The organism is Bacteroidota bacterium (assembly GCA_005882315.1).
Taxonomy (GTDB): Bacteria; Bacteroidota; Bacteroidia; order Chitinophagales; family Chitinophagaceae; genus VBAR01.
Genome location: VBAR01000002.1, coordinates 451,632 through 466,809 on the forward strand (window position 1 = coordinate 451,632; position 15,178 = coordinate 466,809).

General features: G+C 35.0%; 11 protein-coding genes. 5 read left to right on the plus strand and 6 right to left on the minus strand.

Annotation, left to right across the window (positions count from 1 at the left end; translation table 11 throughout):
* Window positions 1-36 precede the first annotated feature (36 nt).
* Window positions 37-246, plus strand: a complete 210-nt coding sequence (locus E6H07_13140; protein ID TMI63711.1) for a hypothetical protein — start codon at window positions 37-39, stop codon at window positions 244-246.
* 222 nt (window positions 247-468) lie between these two features.
* Here E6H07_13140 and E6H07_13145 read toward each other — a convergent pair whose 3' ends face one another.
* Genes E6H07_13145 through E6H07_13155 form a run of 3 tightly spaced genes read right to left on the minus strand, consistent with a single transcriptional unit; the run spans window position 469 to window position 5,432 of the window.
* A complete protein-coding gene (locus E6H07_13145; protein ID TMI63712.1) occupies window positions 469-1,926 on the minus strand; it encodes a hypothetical protein in 1,458 nt (485 codons plus the stop codon).
* 24 nt (window positions 1,927-1,950) lie between these two features.
* Complete coding sequence (locus E6H07_13150; GenBank protein TMI63713.1) at window positions 1,951-4,524, minus strand: DEAD/DEAH box helicase; 2,574 nt, start codon at window positions 4,522-4,524, stop codon at window positions 1,951-1,953.
* Window positions 4,521-5,432, minus strand: a complete 912-nt coding sequence (locus E6H07_13155) for a DUF1837 domain-containing protein (protein TMI63766.1) — start codon at window positions 5,430-5,432, stop codon at window positions 4,521-4,523. The genes E6H07_13150 and E6H07_13155 overlap by 4 nt, the downstream gene beginning before the upstream one ends.
* Before the next feature lie 994 nt (window positions 5,433-6,426).
* On the opposite strand from E6H07_13155, the gene E6H07_13160 reads away from it, so the two are divergent.
* From E6H07_13160 to E6H07_13175, 4 genes are all read left to right on the plus strand, one after another.
* Complete coding sequence (locus E6H07_13160; protein ID TMI63767.1) at window positions 6,427-6,780, plus strand: toxin; 354 nt, start codon at window positions 6,427-6,429, stop codon at window positions 6,778-6,780.
* A 2-nt stretch (window positions 6,781-6,782) separates the two neighbouring features.
* Complete coding sequence (locus tag E6H07_13165) at window positions 6,783-7,784, plus strand: DUF4065 domain-containing protein (GenBank protein ID TMI63714.1); 1,002 nt, start codon at window positions 6,783-6,785, stop codon at window positions 7,782-7,784.
* An 89-nt stretch (window positions 7,785-7,873) separates the two neighbouring features.
* Window positions 7,874-8,236: a hypothetical protein gene (locus E6H07_13170; GenBank protein ID TMI63715.1), complete on the plus strand. Its 363-nt coding sequence runs from the start codon at window positions 7,874-7,876 to the stop codon at window positions 8,234-8,236.
* A gap of 137 nt (window positions 8,237-8,373) precedes the next feature.
* Window positions 8,374-9,204, plus strand: a complete 831-nt coding sequence (locus tag E6H07_13175; protein ID TMI63716.1) for a hypothetical protein — start codon at window positions 8,374-8,376, stop codon at window positions 9,202-9,204.
* A 133-nt stretch (window positions 9,205-9,337) separates the two neighbouring features.
* Here the strand turns inward: E6H07_13175 and E6H07_13180 are convergent, their stop codons facing one another.
* From E6H07_13180 to E6H07_13190, 3 genes are all read right to left on the minus strand, one after another.
* Window positions 9,338-11,125 carry a hypothetical protein gene (locus tag E6H07_13180; protein TMI63717.1) on the minus strand — a complete coding sequence of 596 codons (1,788 nt, stop codon included), beginning with the start codon at window positions 11,123-11,125 and terminating at the stop codon, window positions 9,338-9,340.
* A gap of 207 nt (window positions 11,126-11,332) precedes the next feature.
* A complete protein-coding gene (locus E6H07_13185) occupies window positions 11,333-11,512 on the minus strand; it encodes a hypothetical protein (protein TMI63718.1) in 180 nt (59 codons plus the stop codon).
* 629 nt (window positions 11,513-12,141) lie between these two features.
* Window positions 12,142-14,970 carry a hypothetical protein gene (locus E6H07_13190; protein ID TMI63768.1) on the minus strand — a complete coding sequence of 943 codons (2,829 nt, stop codon included), beginning with the start codon at window positions 14,968-14,970 and terminating at the stop codon, window positions 12,142-12,144.
* Window positions 14,971-15,178 lie beyond the last annotated feature (208 nt).

Genomic DNA, 15,178 nt, shown 5'->3' on the forward strand with positions numbered 1-15,178 from the left:
AAATGCAAGGCCCAAAAGTGGCGGAAGATATAGCAATTGGGCATTGTACTTCTCTCTGTTAATATTGGAAGCTATGAAATAAAAGCAATCATTACTAATATTATTTCAGGAGACAATAACATCATTAACATCAAAGAAACTAAACGATTAAAGCCTGAATATCCCGATGGTTGTATAGGTGCTGACCCAATTAAGGCCAATTATGTCGGGTATTTAATAGAGAGATATGAAAAGTACAAAGAATAGGAATTAAAGGAGCAAATGAAGTGGGGGCTCTTTCGGAGACAATAAATGAACAAATATAAGATTGGTGGATCGAGAAAAGTAAATCATATCCCGATTACTAAGTTTCTGGAGGTGGTAGAATATATACAGGAAAAAATTAACGGAAGTAAACTGGGAAAGATAACTTTAAGAAAACATCGTAATTATGAACCTTTTTTGGAGTATGAAACGAATCAAAAAAAATCAGGGAAACATATTAACAAAGATGTGATAGACGTTGATTAATTGAAACTCTCTTTTATGCTGAGAGACAGCTAAGGTGACATTAGCACGTTGAACCTTTGTTGAAATTTGAGATTGAAATTTTACCAATGGGTAGTTCCCAAAATCCATTTTACTAATATATTCACAGTATTTCGTCCAAGTTGATGTAAAGCGCTTCGACTCACAATAAAATATTATAAACAGCGGACTAACCCCGGTTGTTTCATACCTAAATAGCTTCAGTAGATGTATTTTTAATTTTGAATCATTCTCAACATTTTCTGGAATTGAAGCTATACGCATAAATTCAATAAGTGAAATGACTTGACCAGTGTTATTCATAAGCACTAAGTCTCTTTCTCCAAGACCCGCACTAGATGCTGAGCTTGAAGTGCTACTAAAGCCACCGAGGGATTGATCACTGACAATCCATGATCGAGTTACAATTCTTTGTTGTAAAAGGTCTCTTATAATACTGTTATATTTATTCTCATCATTCAATGGTCTATGGATGGCCAAGTTGTTCAAAAAAGTCAAGCAACAATCCTGAAAAGATTCAACGAGGAATGACTCATCTTCCCTGGACAAAAGATTTCGTTGATCATAAATCCATTCATTTACTAATTCGCGGAAGACAATGTAATCTGAATGGGACCATTGCTCAATAATCGGCAGAATTCGGTATTCAACATGATTTACAAAATTGAGTTTTTCTCCAGTATATCCTTTTAAATGATAATCCAACATAAGCTTCAAATCCTTCCTGGGCCTGTTCTTATGAAGCTGTGAAGCAAATTCGATATGGTATTTATGAAGCAAATAACTTTTATCACCAAATCCATCTACAACATGGTGTTTTTCTGTTAATGAGAGATAATCCTTCCAATAATCATCTAAATTTTTCAATTCAAACTCATGCTTTTTAATTTGTGGATCCTGCTGAACTCGGTAATAGCTTGGAATATTATCAGTTTTCAAATATTCCGCATCGAGTTTTTCTAAAGAATCATATACAGAATAATGCGCTTTATTCTGACCGATTGGCTCTGCACCAGTCAAGGTGTCTAGATATTCTTCGGCAGCCTGAAACATTCCCAGTAAGTACCCAACCTCTTCGAAGTTGATCTTGCTCTCGTCAGATTCCCAACCAGATTGAAATCGGACATAAATTCTGCCAGTCTCACTTTTAATATCCTCTTGGATCTTACAAAGCCAATTAGCCATATCTTCCTTAGAGAAAAAAGTTAATCTCGCTTCGTTCAATTTACTTTTTAATTTGACTACCCCTTCTTCCTTACGAGTTAAACATCTTGCATGAAAATCATTATTTTTCATAATGAGATTGGTAATCGGACTATCAAATAATACAAGTGTGGTGCTGCTGAATTCTTTTAGTAGGGAAATACCTGAAGGCATATGGAAGAATTTCTTGTCCATTTTCAGTTTATTCTTGTTTTAAGATTAGAACAATATCGAAATTATCTCATCAAATTCTATATCTTCATGATTAAGCATTATTCTTAACCTTTTTAGATCAATTCCCAGTAATTTATCACCTTCAATGTTAAGCGAAGAACGATGTTTTGTAAACAGATAATTGGCAGTATGTCGTGAAAGTCCATAATTCTGCAATGCGATAACAATAGAATTTCGAGTTCCATATTCTAAGAAAGTAGCCCAACTCTGACCTGCATTCTCTTCTCCCAATATCTCTACAAGAATAGTATAGTAATTATTGAAATACTTCTCAAAAACGAACCGAAGAATCTGCTCTATATCTTCAATAATCTCACCAATCAAGAAATTCACATGTCTTTTGTCGTTTTTATTAAAGATTTCCTTTTTTGAAAAATCCCATCCAATCACAATTTCTCTTTTATTCTTATCGAAATATTCGATGGATTTACTGATAATTAAATTCAGCGGAGTTCCATTAATCCACTGATTCATTAACATTGCATAGTAAGTAAGCTGGGATTGACTTTTAATGTTTCTTTTTTCTTCTGTTTCCCATCGAAATAAATTATACAAGGTGTTAAGCCATTCTTTGCACGACTCAAAGTTAATTTCAGATGGAAGTTTAATACGAGAATTGCCGGCATTCGCTTTGACGTATTGATAAACCGAGTTCTGGATAGCAACTTTAACAGACTGGTTTGCGCTCAAAACAGTACTGGGGACTTCAATATTTCTAGTTTTTTCCTTAGCAAGATTTATAATTTGTTCTTTATTTTCAGAAATTAATTTCTTTATAATATCACTTTGATAATTTGTTCGCTGAATTTCCAACGTATCAATAGATATAACGTTTGCGATATATTCCAATATTTCTCTAAATGATTCGGTCTTGAACTTAATATCAGGCGTCTGATTAATTATTTGTTCAATCTTCTTTAACTGTTTATCGATATGATTTTCAATGGAAGGGGTTAATGTGATGTCCTGATTCCTGTTCAATAAATTAATCTTCTCCCAATCCTTGGATGTCTCTCTGATACAAAAGATATTTCCAGAAAGCTCATATTTTAATCTCCCTGCCCGACCAGCAAGATTCCAAAAATCAATCGGCTGAAGAGGGTTTCTTCCATTTTTATCATTAAGGATGAATACATTTTTAGCGGGGAGATTTACTCCTTCAAGCAGGGTTGATGTACAGAAAACATAATGAATTTCAGACTCTTTGAATAACGCTTCAACTTTATTGCGAATAAGCTGGGGAAGATTGCCAAAATGATATGCAATACCTTTCTGGAGAAAATCGGCTAGATAATAATCCTTATGAATATAGCTTTTAATCTGCCTGATTGCCTTCTTGACATTGTTGGAAACTTCGACATTAGTATCTTCTAATTGCAAGAATAGTTCTAATGATTTATCAACAGCCTTGAATCTTGAGCTGCAATAAACAATATTGTTTTCTGAATGTCCTATAAATACCAATAATTCCGATAAAGAATTACTATTTAAAAGTGTTTTGGGACTAAATTCGTAATTCTCTTCGTCTGTATAATGAACCGCTTTCTTTGTAGTAAGATCCAAAAAAAATAAGTTCTGGGAAACAGGAGATTCTATCGTTCTAAAAGCCTTTGTATCATCTTTTTTAAAAAGTCTCAGAAAAACTTCAGGATTTGCCACATTTGGTGATGCAAAATACAAATTTAGAGAAGTGTTAATTCTAAGAGTTTTGGAAATAGCATTGTATGCTGTAATTGCCCGTGAATCGTTCTCGGTCGCTAACTTATGTGCCTCGTCAACAAATAAGTATCCTATCAAAGGATTGTTCTTATTTGATAAATAGCTAATCAATCTTTCCGGAGTCAGTACCATCAAATATCTAACCTGGTTATTTGAGAGCATATCGCCAATGTTGGAGTTGGTAATGACTTTATATTTATAATGCTCCAATAAGTCTTTTAATTCTCTATTCAGATCCAACGAGAATTGACTAATGAGTGCTCTCGTGGGAACTAATATTGCGATATTCTCAGGCGGAGAATTGCTGATGGCTTTTCGAATGAATGATTTGATAATAAATGATTTTCCCATTGAGGTCGGTCCAGAAAAACTAAAGAATTTTGATTCACTAATTCGTTGATACAATTCAAACTGGGAATCTGTGAAAATCAGATTAGAAGTGTCGGGAACTGCCTGAATGAATTCTTTTACCGTTTTCTCGACCGCTCTTTCATACGGTAAAACCGCATTGTTATCATTTTTATTTTTCAAGTAATCTATGCCGGGAAAATTGCCAAGTTTTGCTAAGACGGAATGTGAAAAAGTTTTATAGTAGGGATCTGTGGAATATGCAGGATTTAAAAGAGTAATAATTGTATACGCTTTATTCCGGGGAATTGAACTTTTAGAATTAGATAATATGTCAGAAAATCTTAAAATGTCGTTTAATTCCTTAGGAGAAAGATAGGGAGTGCTTCCGTTTTCTTTAAATATCATACCTGCCAAAAGTTTATTTGCTTTTAGGAACAACTGATTAAAATACTGATCAGCTAATACTTCATTTGAAAGCCGTTCAATCATAATACTGGATGAGTAATTTCTTTAATTATTTTCTTTCTTGTCTCATCAATTTTCATAAATGGGAAAACATATACATAAAAAGTATGGTTGAAAAGTTTATATTCAGAAATTTTTTCCCTTATGTGCTCCTGTTTTTTTTCTACTTCCTCCTTAATGCGCTTCCTTATAAGTATTCTAAAATCATCGTTTTTCATTTTTAACTCTTCCTCACTCGGATTAATATCAAAGCCAGCAAAAATGGCAAATGCATTATCCTTTACTACACTGTTACTACCATTCGCTTTAGGAAAAACAATTGATTTCACAAATTGGTACATGTCTTCATCCAATGACTCCTTACATAATTGGGAGTCAAGTAAAGACATCTCATGATAAATATTGTCCTTATCACGGGTAATAAAATCGTGTATTGATTTAAACGCGTTTGAAAGAGATGCTGTCAAAGAAGCATCGAGCTTCGATTCTCCAAAGATGATCTGAAATCGTTTTAGGCCGAGCTGTAACAAGTGTATTCCATCGGAACCTTTTACATAATCATTACGAGCAGTCTTAATTTCAAGTTTAGTAAGAATTTTCGGTGCTTTGAGATGAGATTCTAGAAAACAATACAAAAGTACTTCGCCAGCTTCGCCATCATTAATGCTATAATCTCTAAATTTATTCAATGCAAGCTTATTCAATTCACCATATCTTTCGTCTTTTACAAAATCGGTAAATTGCTTCTTTGAAAGAGAATAGGTAATAACCGCATTGGATAACTTTTTGATCAGCTCATCATAAGTAAATTGATTGTTTTCAATCCGTAGTATACGAAGGTTTAATCTGGAATTTGTTTGCTCAATTTCACATTCCAATTCATTGTAAAACAAATCAAGGAAACTTTCTTTTATGCTTGTGGCTAACTGCATTTTTTCTTCAACTTTGGTGGATAAATCAACTTCCAAATTATTAAATTTTTCATTCTTAATAAAGATTATGCAGCAAATCATTAAATAGACTAGTGTAAAAGGCGGGTAAATCATTTAGCGTATTTATACTAATGAAATTAGTAATTATTTGCTAACTTAATCAGACTTATTTAGGTTTTTTGTTTTTTGAAGAAAAAATGAAAGGGTTATTATAGTAAATCTGCAAGCTTCGGAATTTTATTATTGCATTGTATACCCTGTTATAATATACTTCGACATAGAAGCCTTCGACCTGGTACAATAAAATATTATGCGGCCCGCCTTCTCTTTCCCCAATGTGAACACCGCTCCAAACTGCTTCGGCTTATTTTGTCTTGTCGAGCATATTAAATTGATACATGTTCATACTTTCGCAAAATATAGAAAAAATGAAATCAGTATTGTCGTGGTTTCACGACTTGCTTCTTTTAAACATGCTCAATATCTTTAATGTCAGAGCATTTAAGCGATATGAAAAAGTTATCTGCTAGTGTACCAAATACTCTCAATATATTAAGATGGCTAAAAAGGATATTAAAACAAATTTGTTGGATTAATCAGAAATCAAGGTTAAGTTGCCTGGTGAGTACTTGAAGAGGGTGAGTAATTGAAGATGTTATTGAATATTATAAGCAACGATGGATACACTGAAAAAATGAACCTTTACGATTTATTTTGCGGCCAAGGAATATGTGATAGTTGATCCGTATTACTACTCTCAGAAGTCAGGTAGTAGCCGCGATATTTCCCAATTCCACTTATAATATCTTGACCGCATAATATTGTAAACATATATTCTGATAACGGTTATCGATTGATTCTGGCATTAAACTGAAGTCAAATCCCTGTTTATCAACAGTTGTGGCCTTTATGCCGCTTCTCGAGTTCGCCGTCAATAAAATGTTCACAAAATTCAACTAATTAGTTGAATTTTGTCATGAAATTTGCTATTTTTATGTCAACTTCAAGAGTGGAGATATCGCAGTTCTTGCAGGATTTTCAAGCCAAATTATCAATTTGGGGAATTATTTATCGTGACGATAGAAATAAGAATCTGCAATCGCTTTTGACGCTTGATATATTACCTGCCAGGAGAACAGAACTACTTAAAACTATAACTGTTGAAGATTTTGTCGAAGGTCCGCTACGAGAAAACCTTTATGGAGGAGCAGATATGTGGGTATTTGGAAAGACAATTAGACAACATGAAGTTTATATTAAAATTACATTGGGCTTTGCCGGAAGACAGGTCATCTGCATATCTTTTCACATCGCTGAAAGGCCTTTACTTTATCCTTTAAAATCGTGAACATGAAAAGTCCATTTACAGGCGGAACCGTGCAATTGAAAAAGAAGATCGAAGGCTTCGATTACCGTAAAGAAAGTTTTGATATCGTTTACCATTATTACCTGTGTAATGATACCAATGAACAATTTACCACTGAAGAACTGGACAACCTGAACATAACACAGGTGCATAACCAGTACCGGTCCAAGTACGGAATTCCTTTCGCTGATGAAATAAAGGCAATCCGACACAAATACAACCTGAGTGCTGCAAAGATGAGTGAGGTGCTTGGGTTTGGCGCGAATGTTTACCGCCATTATGAAGCAGGTGAAGTGCCAACTGTCGCCAACGGTAGATTGATCAAACTCGCCGAGGATCCCCACGAGTTCAGGACCCTTGTTCATTTAAACCGCCAATCCTGGGAAGAAAAAGAATATGACCGGGTGATCAAGAAATTGCAGGAGTTTTTTGATAGTTACAATAAGGGAAGAGAATATTATGAACAGAGACTAATTGGCTGTAATGTACCTAACGTTTACAATGGGTTTCGAAAACCCAGACTTGACAAGATATCAGCCATGGTAAATTTCTTCGCCCATCACAACCAGCCTTTTTTAACGGCACTGAATAAACTGATGTTTTACGCAGACTTTGCGCATTATAAAAAGCATGGGTTTGCGATCAGCGGAACCTGTTACCTCGCTTTTGAAAGGGGCCCGGTTCCTGATAATTACGGTGCTATTTATAATGAAGTCATTCATCGGGGCTTTGCCTTTGTAACCGAAGTTGATTTTAAGGATTATGTGGGAGAAAAATTTGTTGCGCCTAAGCTTAAGTTCACCGAAGAGGATGAGTTGTTTTCTGAAAGTGAGATGGATATGATGAAAAAAGTTTCGGATGCATTTAAAGGAATGAATACAAGACAGATCGTTGACGTAAGTCACCGTGAGTCGGGGTGGCAGCAAAATGTCAATGATAGTAACCATATCAATTTTATGTATGGCTTTGATATCAAACACCTTTAAAAGGGAAAGTGAGTATAATTAAACAATCTGACAAATAAATTATGTATATCAACATTGCATTACTCGAGGAGTATTTTAAAAAGAACAAGATGGTTATCAATACAAATATTGATATTGATTCTGATGACGCTTGTTTAAAATTTGTGAAGGGAGAAGACCGGGATGGAAGCAGAGTTGAGTTTTTGTATTACACCGAAATAAGGGAAATTCTGGAAGTGAATAATATTTTAGGCGACAATGGATTATTGATTCAAGAAAGAAATGCTTTAAGAGGGGACATAAAAAATAAAATTGGAGTTCGGAACAACAGAGAAGAAAAAATGGAATCGTTAGTTTATGATACTTTAGCTAAGTATATCATACAAATGTTTTATGCAGGAACAGAGCAAATTATTTTTCCTTCATTAAGGCCGTTAGCAAGACACAAAGATCTTTATTTTAAAACAGCCTAGTCAAAAGACTTCACCATCAATCAGCATCGCCACCCTGAAAAATCGCCCTCACAATCAAATGTGCAATACCATGAATATAGACCTTAACAAACTAAAAAGTAAATAGTTGGATTCATCTTTGTGAGTAAAAAGTAAATATGTTTACCATCGCTAATTTTCCAATTTTTATTTTGACAAATCCAGAACGCTTTTGGCTGGACCAAGTGTATGATTGGAATAGGCAAGGAAAAAGATTTTCTTTTGAACATGTTAGAGTCAAATTGGAAGGCCGGATTCCAAACGACTTTACTTATCAAGAAATAGATAGTAGGTTATTGGAACATAATGGATGTTCAATTACTATACTTGGAATACTCGCATTAGATCCTGAAAGTTTCATCCTGCAAGAAATCAACGCAACAGCGAAAGCCATTAGACAATTAATAATGGAGGATGTGGATCGGCACACTCTTTCCATTGAGCAAATTTCGTCTATAACTGGCCTTACATCCCTTCACACAAGTTTTATTATTCATTTATTGTCTTTAATCGGTCATTTCAACACGGGAGGCTCTTTTGAAGAAAATCTTAATATTTATAAATCTATACGCATTGGTGGAAACGAAACAATATTCAACAACTACGTAGCTTTTCCGGGAGTTGAAAAAATTATTTTAAATCGATTAAAATCCTATGGTTATCCGCCCGGAGCTAAGTTTTCGCAGGAAGAAATTTTTACAGCAAATGAGAAGCTAGACCTGATAATCGAGAAAATTGAAACAAGATTTGAGGGAACTCAATTGGAATTACATGATATTAGGAATGAAATAAATGAAATGCGAAATTATTTTTCGTTGCCCAAGAGGAGTTGGTGGCATATGCTTCTTGGAAAGCTTGGAGAGATGACTTTAAGCGGAATTGTAAGTGAAACTCTATCCAAAGAAATTATTTCAACTTTTTCAAACGTGATTCGTCGAATCGGATTTTAAGAACGAAACATTAATAATTGAAATAGCTAAAGCTGGGTCTAAAGATTTATATTTATCGAAATCTAAACTCGGAGAGCTGCATTTCGAAGGTGTTATGGCTGATGCATTCAGCTTCTACAAAACGATGACTCCACTATTTATCCAATTGAATTATTTTGAATCCGAATCCGTATGACATCAATGCTTTTTTCAGTTCAAGAACAGAATATTTAGCTATGCTCGAGTCAAAATCTTCCAAATCATTCAGTATATCTCTTTTTGTTGTGCCTTTATCTACAAACGCGAGACAGAAAATTATCTGATTATCGTTGATGATGTTGTTAAATAAACCGGCAAGACCTTTTGGTGGCATTTTCTGATTTCCCACTGCATCGAGATATATGTTTTTATTACCTTTCAAACGAAGCAGTTTTGTTTCCAGCTTGCTGATCAGTTTGCAGTTCGTTTTCCTGTCATGCATTAAATGTCTTGCTGCCATGGAGACCTGAGAGGCGAGCTCACGAACAGAATGGTTGAAACCTTGTTTTATATGTACCAGATAAATAGTGTTGCGATCATGCAATAATAGGTCGCATAATTCTATATTTTCATAAAGAACTTTGTGCAGTACATACGCGCCTGGTCTTCCTAAAAATTTGGATACATAGTCATCCTCAATTTTTTCCCTGAATGGCAGTTTTAACAAACTTTTGTCCAGCATTTGCCTCAAACTGTCTTTACAGTCCCGATTTAACTGTTCAATGAATTCTAATTTGACACGGTACCATTCGGTACCTAAATAAAAATAGGTAGTTCCTTCGTACTTAATTTCACCATTGAGATGTTCGAATAAAGAACCAGAAGTGGCTCTTTCACCAAGCTCATCGAAGGTCTCAATTTTCACATCCATAAAGGAATAGATAAATTCATTGAGACTATCAGTGAGCAGGAATCCGTTATCTCTTACAGCAGATAAAACAGAAGAGAAAGTGAGTCGGTCTGAAGTGTTTATTATTTTTTTACGATCCCTTGTAGCAATGTACTCATGCGCATTATAATATTCTTCGTATTTTTTATGGCAGAAATCAAAATCAAGTTCTTCTTTTTTCATGTATTTATTATAGATCTGGCTTTTAAACTCAAGTTCAAGTTTTTCGCGGAGCTGTTGATTAGATGGCTTCCTGTTATCAATATGAATTACATCGTTTAGAGTAAAATTTGGTTGCTTTTTTGTTTCAAAGAGCCAATCGATTCTTTCAATGATTTCCAATAGCTTTTCAAAACTTATTCTTTTATTGATTTGAAAGGAAGAATGAGCAATGCAATTTGCTGTCCGTCTTGTTAGATCATGTTTTGAAAATCGAAATATCTTAGTTAGGATTTCCCTGTTTAAACCAGCTTTAACATGGTTATAAATTTTTCCAAATTGATCTTCATCTGTTAGTCTTTGATCGTCTTTATAAATTCGCGATTCACCTAGTATATTCCCAACAAAAGACCTGTCCTTGAGACTAGTGATGACTTTCTCGTCTTTTTGGATCAAACGTGTGAGTACTTCTGTTCCCAAGTTTGATACACTATACCGTTCCAGTACAGTGTTTCCGGACCCTCCCGATATAGCGTAGATGTTTTTTTTGAAACCAATAAAGACCAGGAAAGTAGAGAATGTGTTGTATGATTTGAGGAGGTCTTCTCCTTTGCTTACAACCTCACTGAAAAACCCAAGCCAGCGGGGTTGCTTTTTTTTCATCGCGTGAAATATTTTGATAGTGAATCCCGGGTAGTTATGTACTAGTTTTTGCTTCTTGAACCTGTATTCTTTTTCTTCATTTTTATTTATTTCCTGGATAATTATTTCGGTGATATCATCAAAAGGTGAATTCCCAAACCGAAACATATCGATTTGATGAATGCTAATTTGCATTTTGCCGGTATCAGACATAAATGGTGGATCAGGTGATTATAGGGGATAAATATAACGGTTATAAAAGAATTCGTTACCGTAGTAATACGGTAAGGTGGTTCTTACTTCTGGCAAAGAGTAATTGAAGTGTATTTTTATTCTGCCACTAACTTTGCTAATGGGACTAACCAACCAATTAAATTCGGGCGAGATACATAAAGATTATCTAAAGCATTTGGGCACAAATTACACCAACGTAGAGATTTTTAAGCATACCATCCCACCCGAAATACCTAAGCCAAAAAATAAAGCAAAGAAAATCACCAAATGCAAAATCACTGCTCCATCCAATGTTGTTTCTTTCACATTGAAAGCCTCCCTGTTAGTTGAATTATTTGATGAATCATTTAATAATATCCAATACATTTATTTTTTCAAGGTAGGGAGTCAATTGGGTTGTACTTGAAAAGCTTCTAAATTTTACGATTACATTAAATGACCTGTGATAAAATACTTCAACGTAAAAGCCTTCGACCTCGTATAGCAAAATATTATGCTGATCGTCCTGGCGGTTGTCAATATGCATGCCGTTTCAAATTGCTTCAGCCTGTTTCGTTTTGCCCCCCTACCTTATTTCATAATTGACATATATTATTACATGAAATCTCTAAAACTTAAATCTAATCTCTTTATAGAAGAATAGTCCTAAAAAGAGGATTGTAAATAAAGCATTGTGCAGCCCATTAGTTAAATCTGATGGTGATGCCAAATAGGTATACAAAAAATATTCTCCTGTAACAAAAATCGATATAACTAAAAAAAATAAAAAGATGTTTTTAATCCTAAAAGAATAATATAAAGGGACCCCAAAAGCTATGATATTTAACAATGGCAATGACAATAACAACCATAAATAATAAAATAAATCTGACCCATCTGTTATGCCTGGGCTAATAAAATAATAGTTCTCATTTTTGAACATCAAGAATAAAAAAAATGTCATGTACTTCAAAAAAATACAAAAAGAAATTTTTAAAAAGGTTGGATGTTTCATTTTAAAGTCTTTTTTCCCATATTGCTGGTTTGTATGAATAATCTAGAATTTTGTATGGAGCTCCCCCATCAGAGACCCAGTATTTCGTTGGTGCTGTGTGAGTTTCTTTGAATGAAGGTTGGTTATACTGCATGATAGTAGTACCATTTGCTGATAAAGTTGCAGAAGGGAAAACATCTGTTGCGGCTGAAGTGGTAACATTTCCTGATGAAGTAATATTAACATCTAATTTTTGTGCAACATTCACGATTTTATAGCCAAATAAATTCAAACCAATTTGTTCGATAGGTGATACACTCGCATGTTGCTCCATACTAACATTAAATCCAGTTTCTACAGTACCTGTAGCACTAAATTTATTTTGGTCATCACCTAGGCCCGGATAATAATCCCTTCCCGTACCGTATGGTGTACTTCCTACTTCTACATGCTTGCCTGCAGACACACCGGTCAATTCTCCTTTTTCATTTTCATTTCCGGTAACGTATACCGTTGTTGTTAGCTTATCTCCCGGTGCTTTGGAGTTAGGGCCATCCCAAAGATTTTTATCAATGTAACTGTTAAATTTTAATGTCAGAGTTTTACCTAAATAAGTTTCACCTTCTTTTGTTGTAGCTTGAGAGTTTGCATTATTATCCCATCTTATTTTTCCATCTTTGGCTTTTACAAAATCATCAGGAGACATCCCATCCGGGTCATTAAATCGTATTGGATTGTCAAAAGCGTAATTATATGGTGAATGTCTTCGCATTTTTTCAGCCATCGGATCAACCACATGCCACCTTCCAATTTGTACATCATACATCCTCGCCCCATAATCCAGCCAATCCAATCCACTGTCATCGCTGAACTCATTCCGTTGTTCCTCTTTTCCGTTGTATTTAAACTTATTCTGGGGGTCTCCGAAGTTTAAAGCTTTAGAAGATATGCCGTTCATAACCAGTCCAAATGGATAATAGTGGGTGTCTTCCATTAAAGGACCTCGCATGTGAGTCACCTGTAAATTATCAAAGAACACACCTATGTTAGGTGTTTCATTGCTAACATATATATAAAGGTAACCACTTTTATTTAGTGGTAAGTCTGTCCGGATGTGGGTTGTAAAAGTATTGCTACTGCCCACCTGCTCAAATCCGGAACTCGCAGAAACATAATTAAATTGCTCATCAAATAATATCCAGTTTACAAATGCCTTCGGTTTACTCGGAGTAAATCCACTTTGACTATTTAAGAAATTTGTTGCATTGGGGCTCAATATTCCGCTACTTGTTAATTCAGCGGCAGTAGCATGGCTTCCCCCAATGCTTCCAACACTCCCTGATAATGCACTCACCAAATCAGTCAATGGACTAACCGGTGTTCCAGGGCTATCACCACTGTTCCACCAACTGTTTACTCGTAGATTAAACTTATCACCAGCCATTACTTTCAGCACCATTCCGGCTCCTACTTTCATCCCATTACCGGAAAGTTGTTGTACAAAGTCATTCGGACTAGTGTAAGTATCATTTGGATAGCCGGGAACACCACTTTTATTTACTCTCCCCGAATCAACCTTACTGTAATAAATTCTTTCATTTGAAAGCGGGGTAGTTTCTAGTGAAGCAACCGGGTATGCATCAGTTTGCTGCTGTTCAGTGAGCACTATTCTGATATTTCCTAAATGATCCTTGATAAAATAATCATAGGCCAAACTACTATCTGCAACATTAAATCGTATTCTGCCTTCCTCTTGTGGCAAAAACTGAAGTGTGTCATTTATGTAATTGCCCGTCATGTAAAGCGTAGTGGTTACTTTGCTTCCTTCAGTAGTTATCTTTTTCAATTTATTTCCTGTCGCATCATACACATATTTTATACTGCCTTTATTGGAAACAGTTATGCTGTCAGGTAAATTAAGATGATTATAATGTATGTTGCCAATATCTTTATTATTATCAACTGATAAACTACCATTGGCATCGTACGAGTAGTCGGCATCCGATGTCGTTCTGGTTTGGCTTAAAGAAATCATATATGCTGTCGAACTTCTAAAATCGCCAAGCCTTGTTAGGGTATCATTTTTCTTATCCCATACGTTCAGCAATTTATTACTATTAGAAATATAGGTATAGAGCAAACTATCAATGGTTATACTGCCACCAACTTTCCATCCACGTTGATTCATGTTTAATATGTTCCCATTTGCATCATAGTTCAATCCGCTGACACTAAAATCAATTCCGGCTGCTTTAGAAAAACTATTGCTGTTTAATTGATTAAAATCTGCTCCCGTTAATCGGCTGCCTGCATCATAAGTAAAATCATATTTTCTTAGCATATCATCACCAGTGCTACGCCACAACATCCCCTCAATATTTCCGTTATATTGTGGCGCTGAATAACTCTTACTGTCGCCATTGACACTAAAGTTTATTTTGTCGTAGCCTAAATCAAAGCCGAACCAGTTGCTGGTGCTGGTGGTATCTTTTACATAACTGCGGTTCATCCCCGATATCCACCCACGAATATTATATTCATATGTTAATGAATCCAGTGGAGTGGTACCCAGTTTCTTTTTCTTTAATTGTCCCAATTCATTATATTCATGTTGTACTACCGTTTTCCAATTTGATGGCATACTACCTGCATTTACTTTTGTATTGCTCACTTTCTTCTCTATTTTGACTATCTTATTTAGACTATCATAAGTCAATTTTGTAACTGCGATAGAACTTTGTGAATTGCTTCCGGCTTTTTCATTTGTTATGATGGATAATAAAGTTTGTCCTGCCCATCCATATTGACTGGTCACTATATCGACACCTGTGCTGGCATTTTGAGCTTGCATTTGTACCAGCCTTGCTTTTTCATCATAAAAACTAACTGCATATAAAAAACTGCTGGAAGTGCCGAGCACTTTTACCTTTGTACCGGTTACCAATCCCTTTAATTGTGCTGATTGAACGATAGATTGAGGATAAGGCCATGTTGTGTTGGAAGCTGTTAGTAAATTACTATTACCAGCGCCGCTAGTGGTATTATCTAGAGTGGCATTT

Bases quoted from the DNA above. Each gene is read 5' to 3' on its own strand.
- E6H07_13165 (TMI63714.1), top strand. From the start codon at position 6,783: ATGAAAAGTCCATTTACAGGCGGAACCGTGCAATTGAAAAAGAAGATC.
- E6H07_13160 (TMI63767.1), top strand. From the start codon at position 6,427: ATGTCAACTTCAAGAGTGGAGATATCGCAGTTCTTGCAGGATTTTCAA.
- E6H07_13175 (TMI63716.1), top strand. From the start codon at position 8,374: ATGTTTACCATCGCTAATTTTCCAATTTTTATTTTGACAAATCCAGAA.
- E6H07_13145 (TMI63712.1), bottom strand. From the start codon at position 1,926: ATGGACAAGAAATTCTTCCATATGCCTTCAGGTATTTCCCTACTAAAA.
- E6H07_13185 (TMI63718.1), bottom strand. From the start codon at position 11,512: ATGTATTGGATATTATTAAATGATTCATCAAATAATTCAACTAACAGG.
- E6H07_13150 (TMI63713.1), bottom strand. From the start codon at position 4,524: ATGATTGAACGGCTTTCAAATGAAGTATTAGCTGATCAGTATTTTAAT.
- E6H07_13180 (TMI63717.1), bottom strand. From the start codon at position 11,125: ATGTCTGATACCGGCAAAATGCAAATTAGCATTCATCAAATCGATATG.
- E6H07_13190 (TMI63768.1), bottom strand. From the start codon at position 14,970: ATGCAAGCTCAAAATGCCAGCACAGGTGTCGATATAGTGACCAGTCAA.
- E6H07_13170 (TMI63715.1), top strand. From the start codon at position 7,874: ATGGTTATCAATACAAATATTGATATTGATTCTGATGACGCTTGTTTA.
- E6H07_13155 (TMI63766.1), bottom strand. From the start codon at position 5,432: ATGCAGTTAGCCACAAGCATAAAAGAAAGTTTCCTTGATTTGTTTTAC.